This window comes from Niallia circulans (assembly GCF_007273535.1).
Classification (GTDB): domain Bacteria; phylum Bacillota; class Bacilli; order Bacillales; family Cytobacillaceae; genus Niallia; species Niallia circulans_B.
In genome coordinates this window covers 1213543-1231658 of sequence record NZ_RIBP01000004.1, presented here as the reverse complement: position 1 = coordinate 1231658, position 18116 = coordinate 1213543, and the positions used below count along the sequence as shown (strand labels likewise).

General features: G+C 40.0%; 22 protein-coding genes. 12 read left to right on the top strand and 10 right to left on the bottom strand.

The genetic code is table 11. From position 1 onward, the window contains the following. Positions 1-67: 67 nt before the first annotated feature. Positions 68-580 carry a spore coat protein GerQ gene (gene gerQ / locus CEQ21_RS14095; RefSeq protein WP_185765062.1) on the top strand — a complete coding sequence of 171 codons (513 nt, stop codon included), beginning with the start codon at positions 68-70 and terminating at the stop codon, positions 578-580. 57 nt (positions 581-637) lie between these two features. On the opposite strand, the gene CEQ21_RS14090 is transcribed toward gerQ, so the two are convergent. Genes CEQ21_RS14090 through CEQ21_RS14070 form a run of 5 tightly spaced genes read right to left on the bottom strand, consistent with a single transcriptional unit; the run spans position 638 to position 3027 of the window. Further along, entirely contained in the window at positions 638-1009 is a 372-nt protein-coding gene (locus tag CEQ21_RS14090) for a DUF423 domain-containing protein (RefSeq protein ID WP_185765061.1), read from the bottom strand. A gap of 16 nt (positions 1010-1025) precedes the next feature. After that, positions 1026-1349 carry a YwdI family protein gene (locus CEQ21_RS14085; RefSeq protein ID WP_185765060.1) on the bottom strand — a complete coding sequence of 108 codons (324 nt, stop codon included), beginning with the start codon at positions 1347-1349 and terminating at the stop codon, positions 1026-1028. Positions 1350-1379: 30 nt separating this feature from the next. Next, the gene (locus tag CEQ21_RS14080) at positions 1380-1550 is read right to left on the bottom strand and encodes a uracil-DNA glycosylase (protein ID WP_127738959.1); all 171 of its coding nucleotides are present in this window, start codon (positions 1548-1550) and stop codon (positions 1380-1382) included. Positions 1551-1606: 56 nt separating this feature from the next. Next, on the bottom strand, positions 1607-2296 hold the full coding sequence (locus CEQ21_RS14075) for a uracil-DNA glycosylase (protein ID WP_185765059.1): 690 nt from the start codon (positions 2294-2296) through the stop codon (positions 1607-1609). Between the two features lie 14 nt (positions 2297-2310). Further along, positions 2311-3027: a DUF4230 domain-containing protein gene (locus CEQ21_RS14070; protein ID WP_185765058.1), complete on the bottom strand. Its 717-nt coding sequence runs from the start codon at positions 3025-3027 to the stop codon at positions 2311-2313. A 199-nt stretch (positions 3028-3226) separates the two neighbouring features. Here CEQ21_RS14070 and CEQ21_RS14065 point away from each other — a divergent pair, with 199 nt between their 5' ends. Further along, positions 3227-3550: a YflT domain-containing protein gene (locus CEQ21_RS14065; RefSeq protein WP_185765057.1), complete on the top strand. Its 324-nt coding sequence runs from the start codon at positions 3227-3229 to the stop codon at positions 3548-3550. A gap of 41 nt (positions 3551-3591) precedes the next feature. On the opposite strand, the gene CEQ21_RS14060 is transcribed toward CEQ21_RS14065, so the two are convergent. Genes CEQ21_RS14060 through CEQ21_RS14050 form a run of 3 tightly spaced genes read right to left on the bottom strand, consistent with a single transcriptional unit; the run spans position 3592 to position 5318 of the window. Then, positions 3592-4614: a ThiF family adenylyltransferase gene (locus CEQ21_RS14060; RefSeq protein ID WP_185765056.1), complete on the bottom strand. Its 1023-nt coding sequence runs from the start codon at positions 4612-4614 to the stop codon at positions 3592-3594. 13 nt (positions 4615-4627) lie between these two features. After that, a complete protein-coding gene (locus tag CEQ21_RS14055; RefSeq protein ID WP_185765055.1) occupies positions 4628-4861 on the bottom strand; it encodes a MoaD/ThiS family protein in 234 nt (77 codons plus the stop codon). Next, positions 4854-5318: a molybdenum cofactor biosynthesis protein MoaE gene (locus CEQ21_RS14050; RefSeq protein ID WP_185765054.1), complete on the bottom strand. Its 465-nt coding sequence runs from the start codon at positions 5316-5318 to the stop codon at positions 4854-4856. The genes CEQ21_RS14055 and CEQ21_RS14050 overlap by 8 nt, the downstream gene beginning before the upstream one ends. 434 nt (positions 5319-5752) lie before the next feature. On the opposite strand from CEQ21_RS14050, the gene pdxK reads away from it, so the two are divergent. Genes pdxK through bshB2 form a run of 3 tightly spaced genes read left to right on the top strand, consistent with a single transcriptional unit; the run spans position 5753 to position 7635 of the window. Next, a complete protein-coding gene (pdxK, locus tag CEQ21_RS14045) occupies positions 5753-6574 on the top strand; it encodes a pyridoxine/pyridoxal/pyridoxamine kinase (RefSeq protein ID WP_419181594.1) in 822 nt (273 codons plus the stop codon). A gap of 18 nt (positions 6575-6592) precedes the next feature. After that, a complete protein-coding gene (locus CEQ21_RS14040; RefSeq protein ID WP_127738951.1) occupies positions 6593-6940 on the top strand; it encodes a YojF family protein in 348 nt (115 codons plus the stop codon). Positions 6941-6966: 26 nt separating this feature from the next. Beyond that, positions 6967-7635 carry a bacillithiol biosynthesis deacetylase BshB2 gene (gene bshB2 / locus CEQ21_RS14035; protein WP_185765053.1) on the top strand — a complete coding sequence of 223 codons (669 nt, stop codon included), beginning with the start codon at positions 6967-6969 and terminating at the stop codon, positions 7633-7635. A gap of 26 nt (positions 7636-7661) precedes the next feature. Here the strand turns inward: bshB2 and CEQ21_RS14030 are convergent, their stop codons facing one another. Next, a complete protein-coding gene (locus CEQ21_RS14030) occupies positions 7662-8129 on the bottom strand; it encodes an SRPBCC family protein (protein WP_185765052.1) in 468 nt (155 codons plus the stop codon). Between the two features lie 241 nt (positions 8130-8370). Here CEQ21_RS14030 and CEQ21_RS14025 point away from each other — a divergent pair, with 241 nt between their 5' ends. The 3 genes from CEQ21_RS14025 (at position 8371) to CEQ21_RS14015 (ending at position 10834) form a co-directional block, all read left to right on the top strand. After that, complete coding sequence (locus tag CEQ21_RS14025) at positions 8371-9105, top strand: ABC transporter ATP-binding protein (protein ID WP_185765051.1); 735 nt, start codon at positions 8371-8373, stop codon at positions 9103-9105. Next, the gene (locus CEQ21_RS14020; RefSeq protein ID WP_185765050.1) at positions 9095-10096 is read left to right on the top strand and encodes an ABC transporter permease; all 1002 of its coding nucleotides are present in this window, start codon (positions 9095-9097) and stop codon (positions 10094-10096) included. Before CEQ21_RS14025 ends, CEQ21_RS14020 begins: the two co-directional genes overlap by 11 nt. An 87-nt stretch (positions 10097-10183) precedes the next feature. After that, entirely contained in the window at positions 10184-10834 is a 651-nt protein-coding gene (locus CEQ21_RS14015) for a TetR/AcrR family transcriptional regulator (protein ID WP_185765049.1), read from the top strand. Between the two features lie 61 nt (positions 10835-10895). On the opposite strand, the gene CEQ21_RS14010 is transcribed toward CEQ21_RS14015, so the two are convergent. Further along, positions 10896-11756 (bottom strand): Cof-type HAD-IIB family hydrolase, encoded by an 861-nt coding sequence (locus CEQ21_RS14010; RefSeq protein ID WP_185765048.1) that lies wholly within the window; start codon positions 11754-11756, stop codon positions 10896-10898. Positions 11757-12237: 481 nt separating this feature from the next. On the opposite strand from CEQ21_RS14010, the gene CEQ21_RS14005 reads away from it, so the two are divergent. Genes CEQ21_RS14005 through cydC form a run of 4 tightly spaced genes read left to right on the top strand, consistent with a single transcriptional unit; the run spans position 12238 to position 18107 of the window. After that, positions 12238-13641 (top strand): cytochrome ubiquinol oxidase subunit I, encoded by a 1404-nt coding sequence (locus CEQ21_RS14005; RefSeq protein ID WP_185765047.1) that lies wholly within the window; start codon positions 12238-12240, stop codon positions 13639-13641. Beyond that, positions 13634-14650 carry a cytochrome d ubiquinol oxidase subunit II gene (gene cydB, locus CEQ21_RS14000; RefSeq protein ID WP_185765046.1) on the top strand — a complete coding sequence of 339 codons (1017 nt, stop codon included), beginning with the start codon at positions 13634-13636 and terminating at the stop codon, positions 14648-14650. Before CEQ21_RS14005 ends, cydB begins: the two co-directional genes overlap by 8 nt. Further along, positions 14650-16350: a thiol reductant ABC exporter subunit CydD gene (gene cydD, locus CEQ21_RS13995; RefSeq protein WP_185765045.1), complete on the top strand. Its 1701-nt coding sequence runs from the start codon at positions 14650-14652 to the stop codon at positions 16348-16350. Before cydB ends, cydD begins: the two co-directional genes overlap by 1 nt. Before the next feature lie 14 nt (positions 16351-16364). After that, a complete protein-coding gene (gene cydC, locus CEQ21_RS13990; protein ID WP_185765044.1) occupies positions 16365-18107 on the top strand; it encodes a thiol reductant ABC exporter subunit CydC in 1743 nt (580 codons plus the stop codon). Positions 18108-18116 lie beyond the last annotated feature (9 nt).

Sequence of the window (18116 nt, the reverse complement as noted above, 5' to 3'; positions counted from 1 at the left end):
TAAATTATGGATGTTCATGAGTTTGTAAATAAGAAATGTTGTTTTTTTAAAAGATGGAGGGATGAAAATGAGTCAGTCTAATTATTACCCTTATCAAGACGGGCGAAACCAAGGTTATGGTTTCCCACAAGGCTATGGAACAGGGCAGCAAGGTCAAGCATTGCCTGGCAGTCAAGGAGCAGCTTCTGGACAGCTTTTTGGTACGGCACCACAGCCTGGCTATGGAACACAGGCACCGTACATACAGCCTCAACCCAATGCTCAGCCAACAGTACCTTCCCTGCCAGGCCAACTTCCTTTAGAAGCCTCTTATATAGAAAACATTTTGCGATTGAACAAAGGGAAGCTTGCCACTGTCTACACAACGTTTGAGAACAACCGCGAGTGGAATGCGAAAATTTTCAAAGGACTTATTGAAGCAGCTGGACGCGACCATCTTATCTTAAGTGACCCACAAACAGGTCAGCGCTACCTTATTCCAATGATTTACCTTGATTATGTAACATTCGATGAAGAAATTGAGTATGAATATCCATATGCGGTAGGTGCGCAAAACTTGACTTCGTATCCGCCAAGATAAAGAAACATAATTAAAAGCCGCTCAATTTGGGCGGCTTTTAAACATTTGAAGGCTAAATTATAAATACTTCACAGCAGCAATCACGATAAGAAGCCAAGCAGCAATAAATGCCACGCCTCCAATTGGCGTGATTGCTCCCAAAATTCCTACTTGCGTGATAGCCAATACATAAAGGCTTCCTGCAAAAAAGACAATTCCAGCAAGCATCAGCCAGCCTGCCCAAGGCAAAAGACTGTTTTCAGGGAATTTACTCATAAGGATACCGACAATAAGCAGACCCATACTATGAAACATTTGATATTGGACACCTGTCTTCCAAATCTCCAAATACTTTTCGGGAATTTTCCCTTCAAGTCCATGTGACCCGAAAGCACCTATTGCGACAGATAATAACGCACTAATTGCACCAATAATGATAAAAATTTTCATACATTCTCCTCGTTTCCTAGAAATCAAATAAAGAATCTCCATTACCTTCGTCTGTATTCAATTTTGGCGTCTGCATTTGTTGCATTTGTTGCATTTGTTGCATTTGCTGAACTGGCTGCATCTGCTGCATTGAAACAGGGGAAGGCTGAATTACTACTGGCTGCTGTACCGGCTGGCTGTAAGTGACGTTTGAGTTGCCACCCTCCTGCTCCAAAACAAGCTCGCATAATGATTTAATGGCATATACTCGCTCACGAATAGTTGCCTCACTTCCGCTTGCTTTCGCTTCCTTGAGCTGGTCTTCTATTTTCGCCAATAGTTTTTGGACAGAAATGTTCATATTTTATCCTTCCTTCTTTTGCTGCCGCGTTTATTTGTTCGTGAAGCGGAGACAGTCTTGTCCTGATGCCCTCTTCACTTCAACGGATGGAAGCGCCCTGCCTTTAAATTCAAAGGCTTTGCATCCTTTTGGGAATCTTGAATCCCATGTTACATAAAAATGCTTGCATTTAAAGCAATCTATCCTTTTTTGCTCCGTCATCTTACTCTCCCCATCAAAAAGGCCGGACTATTTAGTCCACCTCTTATTTTATTATATTATTCCTTATCAAAACAATCATCTGCACACCAATTTATTGGTTTCGTCCCCAACTCTTCTAATATGGCGTTAATTTGGGAGAAGGGCTTGCTTCCAAAGAAGCCCCTGTAAGCTGATAATGGACTCGGATGACTCGAAGTAATAATCCGATGTCTGTTTGTATCAATAAGCTTCATTTTCTCTTGTGCCGGTTTTCCCCATAAAACAAATACTACTGGTTCCTGTCTTTTATTTAACTCTTTAATTATCTCATTTGTGAATACTTCCCAGCCTTTTCCGCGGTGAGAATTAGCCAAACCGTCTCTTACTGTAAGAACCGTGTTGAGCATAAGGACACCTTGTGTTGCCCATTCCTTTAAATAGCCGGTTTCCGGAATCGGACAGCCAATATCCGCTTGCAGCTCTTTAAAGATATTTACGAGAGAAGGAGGCTTCTTAACACCTGGTTTAACTGAAAAGCTCAACCCGTGGGCCTGGTGAGGACCATGATAGGGATCTTGCCCTAAAAACACTACCTTCACTTCATTATACGGAGTATATTTTAAGCTATTATAAATGTCTTCCTGTGCAGGATAAATCGTATGCTGGCTATACTCCTCTAACAAAAAGTCTTCTAGTCTAGCAAAATACTCTTTTTTCCGTTCGCGCTCTAACAACTGCTGCCAGTCATTATTAATGAAATCCAACATGGTTTACCATTCCTTTAGTCTTCTGTATATTCTACTTTAACACTATATCCTAGTTGGCTATAAAATTCCTTTAGTGACTTTTCCGCATTTGCCTCAGCCTTTGCTAAAACCCCTTGGGACTCTGCTTCTTTTGTTATTTCTTCTTTAGCCTCTGCAGCAAGTTGATAACCTTCTTCCCAATCAACATCTCCTCTAAATAAACCCGAAATAGAATACGTTTCTACTTGATCAAAGTCTATAGAAGGCTCTTGCAAAAATTCAGCATGCGGAAGCTTTAGGCTAATCTCTTTATTGTCCTCATCAATCATTATACGGTCAGATTGAAGCCCTTCTAAATCAACACCCGCAGTTACAGAGCCAGGGACAACAAGAAGGATTTTTCGTTGCGTTCCAGGCAGGTTTGCACTGATTTCTTTCCCAAATATCTCATTGTCCTCCTTCTCTAAAATAACCTTCACGAATGCTTGGGATGTAGCTAATGAGGATAAATCCTTCATCTGCTCAACAAAGCTTCCCTGCTTTATTGCTGGCTCATTTGTTATCGCTGTTTTCCACCAAACAATGACAGCTGCTGCTAGGAGAAACAGGATAACTATTAGAAAAAATGACCGTTTGATTTGTCGTTTAGTTTTATTAAAAAATCCTATTCTCGGAAAATAAGAGCGTCTTTCTGCTTCCATAACAGCTGCTGCCTGTTCACGATTTGCTTGTTTCCAATCTTTTCTTTTCATTACTTCTCCCCTTTATATACGTATTTTATAGTATCCATTATATAGGGAAATTTGTCGAAAGTGGCGTTTTTGATGCTTGTATCATTTTACCAATTTAATAGTTTTCAAAAAAAACAGGTTTCACTATTGACAAAAGCGGATAAATAATAACTAGACAGAGCGACAGATGCTCTATACAAACTCTAAGGAGGAATTAGATATGTATAAAGTAGAAGTAGTTGAAAATGGTGTACAAGCAACTAACGTAATTAACCAATTGGAAAACCAAGGGTATACAAAGGATAATATTTATATTTTCGCCCATGACAAAGACCGTTCAGAGGATTTGACAGCTGCCACAGATACTGGCGATGTTAGTATGAAGGAACAAGGCTTAATGGACACAATCGGAAATGTCTTCCGAAAAAGAGGAGACGAGCTTCGTTCTAAAATGCAATCTGTTGGATTGACTGAAATGGAAGCAGAGAAATATGAGGAAGTGCTGGACACAGGCAAACTAGTTATCGTCGGCCACCAGCAATAAAAGCAGAGGTCAGCCCATAGTACGGGCTGACCTCTTTATGTTTAACCAAGCAGTTTATCGTATAAGGACCTTGCAAACACCGTGTCTTTAGTATTATGCACGAGTGCTCTGCCATCCTCAAAGAGAACAACTCTGTTTCCACCGATTTCGACAGACAGCAAAAATGGATTGGCTTTAACAGGATAACCGTTCTGTTTTAAGCTAGCTGTCAGTTTATTTAATGAGAGCTTCTTTTGTTTTGGCGGTCTTATTTGGACTGTATCTCGCCCACATAAAACAGCTGTTTTTGTTAGATTTTCGCTCCTTAGAAACGGATAGACCCGGTTCGTTCCGCATGTTTGGCAGGAAGGATTTTTGGCGCGAGAAACCTTCATATTTGCATATTCATTTGTCCAGAGATCAAAGTGAAATAAACTCCCTCTTAAAGACTGTTTGTCTTCCACTAGAATTTTCAGCGCCTCTGTAACTTGATGTGACACGACCATCTGAACAGCTGGGGCAATAATTCCAACAGTATCACAGGTCATCCCTTGCACAGGAAGGGTGTGAAGCAGGCAATGGAGACATGGAGTCTCTTCTGGAATAATAGTGAAGCACATGCCGGAACTTCCCACACAAGCACCATATATCCAAGGAGTTTGATGTAATATCGCCAAATCATTCAAAAGCATTCTCGTCTCAAAATTATCAGTAGCATCTATTAAAAGATCTGCAGCTTCCACATATTCTTCCAATAATTCCTTTGTTGCCTCTGCCACTATCGGGGTAATAACGGTTTCTGCATTAATAGCTTTCAGCCTTTTTTCAGCCGCAATTGCCTTTGGTACTTTTTCATTTGCATCTTCTTCTGTATATAGCTGCTGCCGCTGCAAATTGCTTAGCTCCACATAATCCCTATCTATGATTGTCAGCTTGCCTATACCAGCTCTGACTAGCATTTCCGCAGAACCTGACCCCAGTGCGCCTGCCCCAATAATAAGAACATGCTTCTTTTGAATTTTCGCTTGCCCACCAGCTCCTATTTGCGGAAACAGCGTTTGTCTCGAATAACGATTAGCTTCCATTTCCCTGCCCCTTTCACCCACCGCTTACAGGCGGTATAAATGCAATAATGTCATTTCTTTCAATAATGTCATCATCTAGAGCAAATTCTTCATTAATTGCTGTCATAACTGAATCTAATGACAGATCACTGTAACGCGTCAAAAGCTCAGCCTTTACTTCTCTTACCGTTTTTCCAGTCAAATCCATCTCTAAATAATCAGCTTTAATAATCTCCTTCAAGCCTGCGAAAAAAAGCAGTTTATTCATTTATATCGACTCCTTCCGGCTTGCCGCTCGGATAGGCCTTTGTCTGCTTTTGATCACCTATCCATTCTTCTCCATCTTCCCAGTGTTCCTTTTTCCAGATTGGCACTATTTCTTTAATTCTCTCAATCGCATAGCGGTTTGCCTCATATGCATCATTTCTGTGTGGTGTCGAGACTGCGATAACAACTGCTATATCTGTTATTTCCAGCTCACCAACCCGATGAAATATGGCTACCTTTGCTTCCTGCCATTTCTCTTTTATTTCATTACCGATTTCCTCAAGTTTTTTAATAGCCATTGGCTCATACGCTTCATAGGAAAGCCACACTGTCTTTTTATTTCCTGTTATTTCTCTTACAGTTCCGATAAAGGTGGTAATGGCTCCTGCATTTCTGCTTGTGACAAGATCAATCGCATCTTGGATAACTATAGGTGTATGGACAATTCGATAGTTCATAGCCGGCTCCTTTACTTTCATTCTTTTAAAATACCAGATAAAAATGGCTATATTCTGACATTTCTTCACTGTAAATCCCTAATAAAACTAACCATTCCTTAAAGAAAATTGTCTTTTAAAATTTCTACTGTAAATCCACTATTAACGTTTTATTTTTAATTAAACCGAACTTTTTTACTTATTTCAACCTTTTTTACCGCGCAGAAGTGACGGCTTTATGACAGTTTTTTGATTATTTTTTCTTTTTTCTTATGGGCGCTCGCATACACTTGACAATCAGTGGCATCTTAAAGGATATGTCTATTAATGCGAACTTAATGAAAAAAAAAGTAAATAGTAGTATCATTAGTCTATTACGAACTACCATGATTCCATCGATCATTAATGATTCATTAATGATTCATTAATGAGATTACATAGGAGGGCTTATAAACATGAAAAAAGTATTAACTTTAGCTGGATCTGACACGAGTGGAGGCGCAGGTATTCAAGCTGATTTAAAGACATTCCAAGAACTTGGAGTTTATGGAATGACTGCTTTGACAACAATTGTTACGATGGACCCTAAAAACCATTGGCATCATAATGTTTTCCCACAAAATATTGATACGGTTAAATCTCAATTGGAAACTGTTCTTTCTGTTGGAATTGATGCAATGAAAACAGGCATGCTTGGTTCTGTGGAAATCATTGAAGAAGCTGCAAAAATGATTGATGAGAATAAAGTGAAACATGTTGTCATTGACCCTGTTATGGTTTGTAAAGGCGAAGACGAAGTACTTCACCCGGAAACTGCTGACGCTTTAAGAGAACTGCTAGTTCCAAGAGCTACTGTTGTAACACCTAACCTGTTCGAGGCGTGGCAATTGGCTAAAACCGATCATCCGATTAGAACAGTCGATGATATGAAGGAAGCTGCCGTTAAAATCCATGCTTTAGGACCAAAATATGTGTTGATTAAAGGCGGCAGCAAATTAAATCATGACAAAGCTGTAGATGTTCTTTATGATGGAAAAGATTTCACCATTCTTGAAAGCGAACTTGTCGATACAACATATACACATGGTGCTGGCTGCACAAATTCTGCTGCTATAACAGCAGAGCTTGCAAAGGGCAAATCAGTGGAAGAAGCTGTTCAAGTAGCTAAGGATTTCATTACAGCTGCAATCAGCAATGGCTTTAAGCTGAATGAATATGTCGGCCCAACAATGCATGGTGCTTACCGCAACGAAAAAAACGGTGTTACTGTTAAGTAAAACCTAAGGAGGGATAGCATGGAGTTTGTTCAAGCAGATAAGGTTCAAGAGCAAATTAATGATAAAGCAAATAAGGAAGTTTATATTCATTTAGAAACAACAAATGGTGCTTATGCAAATCATAATGATGAAACCTTCTTTAATTCAGGTGCCTACATCCGCAATGCAAAGCTTGTTTATGAATATGGAAAAATCACAGGTGAAGGACCATATCGAGTAGGACTAAAAACAGAGCTTGGCTGGATTTATGCAGAGGGAATCAACCATTATGAGGTAGATGATAAAGGACGCCTGCTATTGGCTGGTCTTGATTTTACAGGAAAGCTTGCTGTAGCTTTGCAAATTAGTGATAAACCGTTTGATTAATTAAATAAAGACAGGAGGAAATAACATTGGAAAAAGAAAGACATGTTTTAGTCATCTTTCCCCATCCAGATGATGAAGCTTTTAGTGTTTCTGGAACTATTGCAAAGTATATACATGACGGAACGCCTGTCACATATGCTTGCTTGACACTGGGACAAATGGGCAGGAATCTTGGAAGTCCTCCATTTGCAACAAGAGAAACGCTGCCAGATGTTCGCAGAGAGGAACTTATGGAGGCAGCTAGAGTGCTTGGCCTTGAAGACTTAAGAATGTTAGGCTATAGAGATAAGACAATCGAATTCTTAGAAGAATCCGTTCTTGTCAATGAATTCACAGGTTTGATTGAAGAATTGAACCCATCCTTGATTATTTCTTTCTATCCTGGATACTCTGTTCATCCAGATCATGATGCAACAGCAGAGGCTGTAGTTAGAACGTTAGAGAAAATGGACCCATCGCAAAGACCAAAGCTGCTTTGTCTTGCCTTTTCCCGTAACTGCATAGAGGACTTAGGTGAGCCGGATGTTCACATTGATGTCCAAAACTTCGCAGAAAAGAAAATTGCTACAATTGCGGCACATCGTTCACAGACACAGCTTTATGCTTTATCGTTACAAGAAGGTTTAAAAAACCAAGACCCAGAAATACTTGAACGACTGTATACAGAAAGACTATGGACTTACAAGTTCAACTAAAAAAGGATGCATACGCATCCTTTTTTTTAATATTCTCTATTAATCTCCAGGCTGGATTCTTCACTTTCAAGTAGTTCCTTCGCTTTTTGGACATGGTCGCCATCCTCTGTCTTAATGATATTGACAAGCACCCTTTTTGTCAGTCTCATCATTAAGCCCTTCACATGTACCTTTCCTTCAAACTCAACCTGAGTACCCTCTTGAATCTCAGCAAAGCGATAATCATAGTCAACAAGAAGCCCATTTGAATTGCTTCTTCGCTTAATTGCAACGTTTTTTTCATAAGCAAGATATTCTATTTCAGCTGTTGCTTTTTTTCCACGCACTTTTCGTAATTCCCTATATTTAGTTCCAACCCCGACAGGTCCATCTGTGAGCTTTTCTGTTTCCTCGACATTGCTCATGTACTCTGGCGCATAGCTCATATTGGCAAAGTAGGCAAAAACAACATCTACGGGTTCTGTTATAATGACACTTGCACGAAAGTCTGCCATTTTTTCCACCTCTAATATATTTTCTATCTATTTATCTCTTCTTAAATGCTTTTTATAAGTATAACCGATTTTTATAAAAGACTCTATTTTCTTATCATGTATATTTCTAAAAAAGAAAAGGGCTAGGTTAAGCTTATTTTAACTTTTTAAAAAATGAGTGATTACTCACTTTACATCCAAAGGAATTGATTTTATGATTAAAGTGAGTAATTACTCACTTTTACTAACAGGAGGAGTTAATATGGATGTTAATCCGGTTGTATCTGTACATCATCTCTCCAAAGCCTTTGGCATACGTCCTGTATTAGAAAATATCGCTATGGAGGTCCAACAAGGCGAGATATTAGGATTGCTTGGTCCATCTGGAGCTGGTAAAACAACACTTGTAAAAGCAATTATTGGGCTCGAATCACCTGATAGTGGCAATGTGTCTGTACTTGGAACAACCATGCCTGATTTAGAAATCATCGAGCAAATTGGCTATATGGCTCAAGCAGATGCCCTTTATCATGATTTAACGGCATTAGAAAACCTCCAGTTTTTCGCCCGCTTGTATGGTCTAAGCAAGGGGCAACGAAAGGTTAGGATAGAAGAGGCCGCACAGCTTGTAAATCTTTCTGACCAGCTTCATAAACCAATAGCGCAATATTCAGGTGGCATGAAACGAAGATTATCTATTTGCATTGCTCTGTTAAATAAACCAAAGCTGCTTATTTTAGATGAGCCTACTGTTGGAATTGACCCTGTTCTTCGCAAAGGTATTTGGAAAACATTCCGTCAGCTTAAAGAGTCAGGAACCTCCATTATCGTCACAACGCATGTTATGGATGAAGCGGAAAAATGCGACAGGCTCGCGATGATTCGCAATGGCAAAATTATTGCAATAGATTCCCCCCAGCAATTGATAAAGCGTAGTAATACGCAAACAATGGAGGAAGCATTCTTATTTTATGGAGGGGTCGAAAATGAGAATTAGAGCATTAGTTATTCGGATTTTGCAGCAGGTTTACCGGGATAAACGAACAGTCGCAATGATGATACTTGCCCCAATCTTTATTTTGACAATGGTTCATCTCGTTTTTAACAGCGACAGCTACGAACCTGAAATTGGTCTTATTGATGCCCCAAGCAAGCTTCAAGAAGCACTTCCTGATAATGCAACAAGCATTTATAAAACAGAAGCAGCCGCAAAAAAAGACTTAGCTGCAGGTAAAATTGACGGTTATCTCAAAGTCGACAGTACGATACACATCATGGTGGAAGGCAGCGATCCAAGCGTCAGCAAAGCGGTAGTAGAAACACTCCGAACAGCATTTCCATCAACAGATGCAGCTAAGGTAGATGCCTTATATGGGGAAACAGATATGAGCCAATTCGACTCCTTCGGCCCTATTCTGCTTGGTTTTTTTGCTTTTTTCTTTGTGTTCCTTGTTGCAGGTGTTTCCTTTTTAAGAGAAAGAACATCTGGTACATTGGAAAGACTTCTATCTAGTCCCGTCAGGAGATGGGAGCTTGTGCTCTCCTATGTGATAGGATTTGGGTTATTTACAATGATTCAATCTGCCATCATTGTTTTCTATGCCGTTTATATACTTGGCATGATGAATGAAGGATCCATCCTGTTAGTGCTTTTGACAACGTTAATTCTGTCTTTAACAGCACTGACACTTGGCATTCTGTTATCGACTTTCGCTAAAAATGAACTGCAGATGATCCAATTTATTCCGATTATTGTCGTACCACAGGTGTTCTTTTCAGGACTATTCCCATTAGAAACGATATCTCGCTCCATCAGCTGGATTTCTACTATCACCCCGTTGTATTATGCTGGTCATGCACTAAAGGACGTCATGATAAGAGGAAAAGGGCTAGGAAATATCGCAGAACCACTCCTGATACTGCTCTGTTTTTCTCTGCTGTTTATTTTTATTAATATAGCGGCATTAAAGAGATATCGTAAAATATAACAAATTGGGCGTTGGTATTTCTGGATAGGTTTTCTCTATACTTCGTTGTACAATAGAGGAAAGATCCTGAAGTAAAAGGAGCGTCTCATGAGTGACCAAGAAAACATATTAGACTTCATCTTAAAGGATGAAGATAATGTGACTGAAAAACAGAAAAAGATAATTGCTGCTGCCATTGAAGCATTTTCCGAGAAGGGGTTTGCAGCGACCTCAACGAGTGAAATTGCCAAGAAGGCTGGTGTTGCCGAAGGAACAATTTTCCGCCATTACAAGACGAAAAAAGACTTGCTGCTTAAGCTTCTTTCTCCGATGGTGTCAAAGCTGATTGCCCCCATTGTGCTCAAGGATTTTAACAAGGTACTCGATGCCGAGCATCACAGCTTTGAGGGATTTTTGCGAGCGGTCGTTAAAAACCGCATGGAATTTCTTCAAAAAAACGAGGCTCTATTTAAAATTCTCATACAGGAAATCCCTTTCCATCAGGATTTGAGGGAGATATTCATTGATCAAATTGCCTCTAAGGTCTTTAAGCGCTTAAATGAAATAATGGATTTTTATAAGGAAAAAGGAGAAGTACTAGACATTCCCAGCATGTCGGCAGTACGTTTGGCAGTTACCTCCATCTTTGGCTACTTTATTGCAAGGCACCTCATTCTCCCTGACATACACTGGGATGATGAGGCTGAAATAGAAAGAACGATTCAGTTTATCTTGGCCGGTCTTGCACCTAAAAGCTAAAAATGAAAAACCCTTTTTGCCTGCAGACTAAAAAGGGTTTTTCTTTATATGTATTTGTAACTTATACCTCAAGTGCAAGCTTAATTGCCTTGCCAACGCCACTTTCCTCGTTCGTTGCTGTGACAAAGTGACACTGTCTTTTGATCTCTTCATCAGCATTTCCCATTGCAACTGCTCTTCCTACCTTTAGCATCATAGAAAGATCGTTATAATTGTCGCCAATTGCCATCGTGTCTTGTAAGGAAATGCCTCTTGCTTCAACAAACTCCTCTAACGCGATACCCTTTTGAGCTTCAACAGCAGTAATTTCAATATTTTCCTTGCCTGATGCACTGACTGCAAGCTTCGCAAAGCTCTTCAGCTTCTCTCTTACCTCATTTAATGTGACTGGTTCAAAGTGGAATGCCAGCAGCTTATAAATAACTTGGGACTCATCCTCAAACAAAACAGCATAGCTGTCCAGCTGGTTAACCTCCTGCAGACGCTCCTCAGCAGCCTTCTTAATTTCGTCCATATCCATATCCTTTACATGACCATTAACAGTAAAGATATCCATAATCAATGATCTCGCCATTGTCTTATCTAAAGTATATGTTCCTTTATTTGTATACACTTCATAATAAACTTGATGACTATGCAAAATTTCAGCAACTTCCTTTGCAAGGTCCTTGCTTAATGGATTTGTTTGGATTACTTCATGAGTGCTAGTGCGGATTTCTGCCCCATTTGCACAAATCATCGGTGTAATGATGCCAGCATCCTTCAACAAGTCCCCTGCCTCTTCATAAGCACGGCCTGTTGCAATCACAACCTCAACCCCGCTCTCTTGAGCAAGTTTTATCGCTTCGCGGTTTTCTGCAGTAATTTCCTGAGCAGATGTCAACAGCGTACCATCCATATCAATAGCAATACATTTCACCATTTAGAAAACATCCTTTTTATTTATTTGTGGGAGGAAGGTCTATTCATATGCAGCGCTTCCAACCTTACTTAAAAAAAAGCTTTAACAATCAGCCAATATCTCTATGATAACATGGATTCGCCTATTTTAATAACTCCTCGCCTCTCTCACCATGCTCCAACACAGAAGGTTATTTTTGTCATAATTGTGAACTATAAATGTGAACATTTTTCAAACACTTTGTGATTTATAACGCAGAATAAACCTTTTTCATTATGATATAGCTATCATTTCGAAAAGGGAGACGATAAAAGCACAAACATGTTTATACCAGCTTTTATTCATTATTGAGAAGGCTAGCGTTAACGGATGACTACATCAATTTGGTCATCAATCTGACAAGTTTATTTATTTTTCACATGGTTAGTCAACGATATTTGTCGCAATTTTAATTATCATGTTCACATCTTCACAAAATCATCTTAAACAAGGAGGAAAACACATGGATATGGTGTTTCTATCAAGATTACAGTTTGCTTCCACCACCATCTTTCATTTCTTCTTCGTGCCTATTTCTATCGGCTTAGTTTTCATGATCGCTATTATGGAAACAATGTACGTTCGAAGCGGAAATGAAGAATATAAAAGAATGGCAAAATTTTGGGGGAAATTATTTCTTATTAACTTTGTCATCGGAATTGTTACAGGAATTCTGCAAGAATTCCAATTCGGCATGAACTGGTCAAACTACTCTCGTTTTGTAGGAGATGTTTTCGGTGCTCCTCTTGCGATTGAAGCATTGCTTGCCTTCTTTTTGGAATCCACCTTTATTGGACTCTGGATTTTCGGCTGGGATCGGTTATCCAAAAAGGTTCACCTTGCCTGCATTTGGCTGACATCTTTCGGTACAATCATGTCTGCCTTCTTTATTCTTGTTGCAAACAGCTTTATGCAGCATCCTGTCGGTTATGAAATCAACAACGGCAGAGCGGAAATGAATGACTTTTTAGCACTGCTGACAAATGGGCAGGCACTTGTTGAAATTCCCCACACAGTTCTCGGAGCTTTAGCAACAGGAGCATTCCTTGTTACAGGGATAAGTGCAATTAAATTATTGAAAAAACAAGATGTTTCTTTCTTTAAAAAATCGTTCCAAATTGGTATTACAGTTGCGTTAATTTCAACATTTTTAACAATGGTGGCAGGTCATGCACAGGCTCAATATCTTGTGGAAACACAGCCAATGAAAATGGCCGCAAGTGAAGGGCTTTGGGAGCATAGTGATGATCCCGCAGCTTGGACTGTTTCTGCTTTTATTAATGTCGACAAAAAAGAAAATACTGGTGAAATTAAAATACCTTATCTGCTCAGTATTCTTTCCTATAATACGTTGGATGGCAGCGTAAAAGGCATGAATGAGCTACAAGCAGAATATGAGCAAAAATATGGTGAAGGGAATTATATCCCGCCTGTTAAAACGACATTTTGGAGCTTCCGCATCATGGTTGCTGCTGGTGTTGCCATGTTTGTTCTTGGTATTTACGGTGTTTTCTTAGCTTGGAAAAAGAAACTCGTTACTAAACCAAATAAGTGGTTCTATCGTTTTATGGTGGCAGGTATATCCTTGCCATTTATAGCCAATACTTCAGGATGGATTATGACAGAAATAGGAAGACAGCCTTGGACAGTTTTTGGGCTTATGCAAACAGCAGACAGTATTAGCCCAAGCGTCAGTGCCGGTCAAGTCTTATTTTCCATCATAACGTTCTGCACTGTCTATGCGATTCTGGCTGTAATCATGATTTTCCTTTATGTGAAGGTAATCAAAAAGGGGCCGTATAAAATGGATGCAGAAGAACAAAAAATCAACAACGACCCATTTGCAAAGGAGGGTTTCCATGTTTGATCTAGGTGTACTTTGGTTTATATTAGTTGCTGTCTTATTCATTGGATTCTTCTTTCTGGAAGGATTTGATTTCGGTGTGGGCATGTCCACACAATTAATTGCTAGAAATGATATGGAAAGACGCATTCTTATTAATACAATCGGCCCATTCTGGGACGCAAATGAGGTTTGGCTGATAACAGCAGGAGGAGCATTATTCGCTGCCTTTCCTCATTGGTACGCGACACTGTTCAGCGGATTTTATACACCGCTTGTCGTCGTACTGCTTGCTTTGATTATTCGTGCGACAGGTTTTGAGTTCCGAGCAAAGAGCAGTCACCCTATCTGGAAAAAGAGTTGGGACATCTGTATTTTTTTAGGAAGTCTGCTTCCTCCCCTTTTGTTTGGGGTTGTGTTTGCTTGCTTCATACAAGGACTGCCGATTGACAAAAACATGGAGCTTAATGCAGGCTTTTTCGATATCGTTAATGTTTATACATTAACAGGCGGCCTTACAGTTCTTATGCTTTGTCTAGTGCACGGGCTTATGTTTACAACAATACGGACTGTTGGCGATTTGCAGGACCGCGCCCGCAATCTTGGCCAAAAATTGCTGCCGCCATTAGGCATATTATTAACCGCATTTACTGTAATGACATATATCAAAACGGATATCTTTGAAAGACAAGGCACTATCCTGTCCTTCTTGTTCGGAATAGGAGTAATTGCTTTTGTCCTTAGCGGATATTTCATATCTAGGAAAAAGGATGGTTGGGCATTCGGAATGACAGGTGCTGTCATCGCCCTCTCCTTTATATCTATTTTTATCGGCTTATTCCCAAGACTGATGATTAGCTCAATCAGCAGCTCATTCAGCTTAACGGTCTCCAATGCAGCCTCCGGGCATTACTCCTTAACGGTGATGACCATTGTCGCACTTACCTTGCTGCCTTTTGTGCTAGGGTATCAAATCTGGAGCTATATTGTATTCCGTAAACGCGTTACAGAAAAGTCCCATCTGGAGTACTGATGGACAAAAACTTAATGAAGTCAAAAGGAATCAAGCCGATTCTTGTATTGCTAACTTTCGCAACAATTTTTCAAGGTGTCGCCATCATTCTGCAAGCTAAATGGCTTGCAGAGGCCATCACCTCCCTATTCAATGGAGAAGGAATTCAAGAACAATATGAGACCATCATATTGTTCTTGTTGGCATTTCTGGCACGCCACCTCCTTCAATTATTCCAGCAAAGCATCTCTGCCCGTTTTGCCGAAAAAACAAGCAAAGAACTTAGATCTCGCCTAACAAAAAAACTGTTTGAGCTTGGACCGAAATATACAAAGAAACAAGGCAGCGGGAACATATCGACACTTGTTTTAGAAGGAATTTCCCAATACAAAGCGTATGTTGAGCTTATTCTTCCGAGGATGGTTGGAACTTCCGTCATTCCTCCAATGATATTGCTTTATGTATATTGGTTGGATTGGATTGCAGGCATCATCCTGACAATCACCATGCCGATACTAATTGGTTTCCTCATTCTCGTCGGATTGGCCGCAAAGGGACAAATGAACAAGCAGCTTGCTACTTACCGAATTCTTTCCAATCACTTCCTTGATTCATTGCGAGGATTGGAAACACTTAAATTTCTAGGAAAAAGTAAAAAACACAGTGACAATATTGAAAAAGTAAGTGAGCAATATCGGACTGCCACGATGAAAACACTTCGTGTCGCCTTTTTATCCTCCTTTTCACTGGACTTTTTCACGTCATTATCTGTTGCTTCTGTAGCAGTTAATTTAGGTGTACGCCTTATTGGCGGTGACTTGCTGCTGCTGCCTGCATTAATGATTTTAATTATGGCACCAGAATATTTTCTTCCAGTAAGGATGGTCGGCGCAGACTATCATGCCACTTTAAACGGAAAAGAAGCAGGCGAATCCATTTTGGCAATCCTTCGCGAAGAAAGCAATAGCATGTCAAATACTACTGTATCAGCTATGCAAGACATTTCGAATATTACCTTTAATCAAGTAGGATATCGTCACAGTACTGCGGAAAATCTCACTCTCGAGAGTCTATCCTTTCAAATTTCAGGCTGTAAAAAGGTCGGTATTGTCGGCGAAAGCGGCGCAGGGAAATCAACCCTAATTGATTTACTCAGCGGCTTTACGAGTAATACAGAAGGTGAGATTCTTATAAACAACAAGGAAATACCAAGTCTTATGACTGAGGAATGGCGACAAAAAACAGTCTATATACCACAATCTCCATATATATTTAGCATGACACTCAGAGAGAATATTGCCTTTTACCAGCCTGGAGCAGAGGATGATGAAATTGAGGCTGCATTGAGAGCAACAGGCTTGGAAACAGTATATCTATCCCTTCCGAACGGCCTTGATGAAATGCTTGGTGATGGCGGCAGAACACTTAGCGGCGGACAAGAACAGCGAATTGCCTTGGCTAGAGCCTTTCTGACAGACCGAAAAGTGATGCTGTTGGACGAACCAACGTCACACTTAGATATTGAAACAGAATTTGAGTTAAAAGAGACGATGCTGCCATTGTTTGAGAATAGACTTGTTTTCCTTGCAACACATCGCCTTCACTGGATGAAGAATATGGATCAAATCCTAGTACTGGATAACGGAAAAATAGTTGAAACCGGCACACACGAAGAGCTTGTAGCGGCAAAAGGCTGCTATTACAGGCTGCTGATTCAATAAAGGAGCTGCTAATCATGAGAGAAGACAAATGGATATTGCCATTTATGAAAGAGAATGCTGGACGAATTATCCTCATTCTCCTATTAAGCATATTAGCACTGGGCACAGGAGCGATGCTCACCTTTACTTCAGGCTATTTAATCAGCAGGTCTGCCATGCCGATTGAAAACATTCTTATGGTGTACATTCCAATTGTAGGTGTAAGAGCATTTGGAATCAGCCGTGCTGTGTTCAGCTATTTAGAAAGACTCGCAGGCCATGATGCTGTTTTAAGAATACTATCGAAAATGCGTATAAAGCTATATGGAATCTTGGAGCCACAGGCACTTTTCATTAAGAGCCGCTTCAAAATGGGTGATATGCTTGGCATTCTTGCCGAGGATATCGAACAGCTTCAGTATATTTATTTAAGGACGATTTTCCCGACAATAGCTGCATGTGTTTTATATATCATGACAATTTGTGCTATCGGTATCCTTGATATCCCTTTTGCCATACTTATGGCATTTTATTTAGCGCTGTTACTTATTGCATTTCCAGTTTTCTCCCTGCTGTTAATGAAGAAAAATCAAACAGAATATAAACAGCGCAGAAACGGCCTTTACCAAAAGCTGACGGACAGTATTCTAGGTATAACAGACTGGGTTATCAGCGGCCGTTCAAACAGCTTTATCTCTTCCTATGAAAGAGATGAAGCCTTAGCAGCAGATGTAAACAACAAACTGACCAGCTTTTCAAGATGGCGCAATTTTGCCCAGCAGGCAGTTTCAGCATTAGTAATTACCTCATTGCTATTTTGGGCGGCAGAACAATATGCAAAGGGACATATACCTGTTGCGATGATTGCTGCCATTGTTTTAGTTGCACTGCCAATACTGGACGCCTTTCTAGTTGTTTCCGAAGCGTTTGAGAGAATACCAGGATATCAAGATTCATTAAATAGGCTAAAGGGGTTGGAAGGCTCTGAAAATAAAGCTACTCCGCACAAATTGATGCCAAAGGAAAACTCTATCCATATTAAACTGGAAAATGTCTCTTATACCTATGAGAAAGAGCATACCCCCTCTGTCCAAAAAGTTAATATAGATATCCCTCAAGGAAAAAGAATTGCTGTAATTGGCAGAAGTGGTGCAGGAAAATCAACATTGCTAAAGCTTATCCAGGGGGTTATTGCCACAAAGGATGGAAAGGTAACCTACAACGGGAAAGATGCTGGTCTTCTTCAGGTGGATACTTCAGCCATTATTTCTGTGTTAAATCAAAGTCCCCATCTATTCGATACAACACTAAGAAATAATTTGCTGTTAGGCTCAGATAGTGCTGGGGAAACTGAGTTGAATGAGGCAATTAAACTAGCACAGCTGCAAGACTTAGTGAACAAACTGCCAGAAGGACTTGATACCTTTATGCAGGAAACAGGCCAGCGCTTTTCTGGTGGTGAAAGACAGCGTGTTGCTTTAGCTAGAATTCTCTTAAAAGACACACCTGTTGTCATCTTAGATGAACCAAATGCAAGCTTGGACCCACGGACAGAAAAGGAGCTGCTTCAGACCATTTTTGCCTCCTTAACAGGAAAATCAATCATCTGGATTACCCACCACTTAGTTGGGGTGGAACAGATGGACGAAATCATATTTATGGAAGTAGGCGACATTGTAATGAGAGGTACACATCAAGAGCTGCTTGGAAACGAACGTTATAGACAGTTTTATGAACTGGATCATCCAGATTTTCTATTAAAAAAAGATGAGGCATAAACCTCCTCA

Excerpts from the sequence above, each read along its gene's own strand:
- CEQ21_RS14090 (WP_185765061.1), bottom strand. The coding sequence starts at position 1,009 with ATGAAAATTTTTATCATTATTGGTGCAATTAGTGCGTTATTATCTGTC.
- CEQ21_RS14030 (WP_185765052.1), bottom strand. The coding sequence starts at position 8,129 with ATGGCAGACTTTCGTGCAAGTGTCATTATAACAGAACCCGTAGATGTT.
- CEQ21_RS14005 (WP_185765047.1), top strand. The coding sequence starts at position 12,238 with ATGGATATGGTGTTTCTATCAAGATTACAGTTTGCTTCCACCACCATC.
- CEQ21_RS14050 (WP_185765054.1), bottom strand. The coding sequence starts at position 5,318 with ATGAACTATCGAATTGTCCATACACCTATAGTTATCCAAGATGCGATT.
- CEQ21_RS14070 (WP_185765058.1), bottom strand. The coding sequence starts at position 3,027 with ATGAAAAGAAAAGATTGGAAACAAGCAAATCGTGAACAGGCAGCAGCT.
- gerQ (WP_185765062.1), top strand. The coding sequence starts at position 68 with ATGAGTCAGTCTAATTATTACCCTTATCAAGACGGGCGAAACCAAGGT.
- CEQ21_RS14010 (WP_185765048.1), bottom strand. The coding sequence starts at position 11,756 with ATGGTGAAATGTATTGCTATTGATATGGATGGTACGCTGTTGACATCT.
- CEQ21_RS14055 (WP_185765055.1), bottom strand. The coding sequence starts at position 4,861 with ATGAATAAACTGCTTTTTTTCGCAGGCTTGAAGGAGATTATTAAAGCT.
- cydB (WP_185765046.1), top strand. The coding sequence starts at position 13,634 with ATGTTTGATCTAGGTGTACTTTGGTTTATATTAGTTGCTGTCTTATTC.
- CEQ21_RS14040 (WP_127738951.1), top strand. The coding sequence starts at position 6,593 with ATGGAGTTTGTTCAAGCAGATAAGGTTCAAGAGCAAATTAATGATAAA.
- CEQ21_RS14075 (WP_185765059.1), bottom strand. The coding sequence starts at position 2,296 with ATGTTGGATTTCATTAATAATGACTGGCAGCAGTTGTTAGAGCGCGAA.
- cydD (WP_185765045.1), top strand. The coding sequence starts at position 14,650 with ATGGACAAAAACTTAATGAAGTCAAAAGGAATCAAGCCGATTCTTGTA.
- CEQ21_RS14025 (WP_185765051.1), top strand. The coding sequence starts at position 8,371 with ATGGATGTTAATCCGGTTGTATCTGTACATCATCTCTCCAAAGCCTTT.
- CEQ21_RS14060 (WP_185765056.1), bottom strand. The coding sequence starts at position 4,614 with ATGGAAGCTAATCGTTATTCGAGACAAACGCTGTTTCCGCAAATAGGA.
- cydC (WP_185765044.1), top strand. The coding sequence starts at position 16,365 with ATGAGAGAAGACAAATGGATATTGCCATTTATGAAAGAGAATGCTGGA.
- CEQ21_RS14085 (WP_185765060.1), bottom strand. The coding sequence starts at position 1,349 with ATGAACATTTCTGTCCAAAAACTATTGGCGAAAATAGAAGACCAGCTC.
- CEQ21_RS14020 (WP_185765050.1), top strand. The coding sequence starts at position 9,095 with ATGAGAATTAGAGCATTAGTTATTCGGATTTTGCAGCAGGTTTACCGG.
- CEQ21_RS14080 (WP_127738959.1), bottom strand. The coding sequence starts at position 1,550 with ATGACGGAGCAAAAAAGGATAGATTGCTTTAAATGCAAGCATTTTTAT.
- pdxK (WP_419181594.1), top strand. The coding sequence starts at position 5,753 with ATGAAAAAAGTATTAACTTTAGCTGGATCTGACACGAGTGGAGGCGCA.
- CEQ21_RS14065 (WP_185765057.1), top strand. The coding sequence starts at position 3,227 with ATGTATAAAGTAGAAGTAGTTGAAAATGGTGTACAAGCAACTAACGTA.
- CEQ21_RS14015 (WP_185765049.1), top strand. The coding sequence starts at position 10,184 with ATGAGTGACCAAGAAAACATATTAGACTTCATCTTAAAGGATGAAGAT.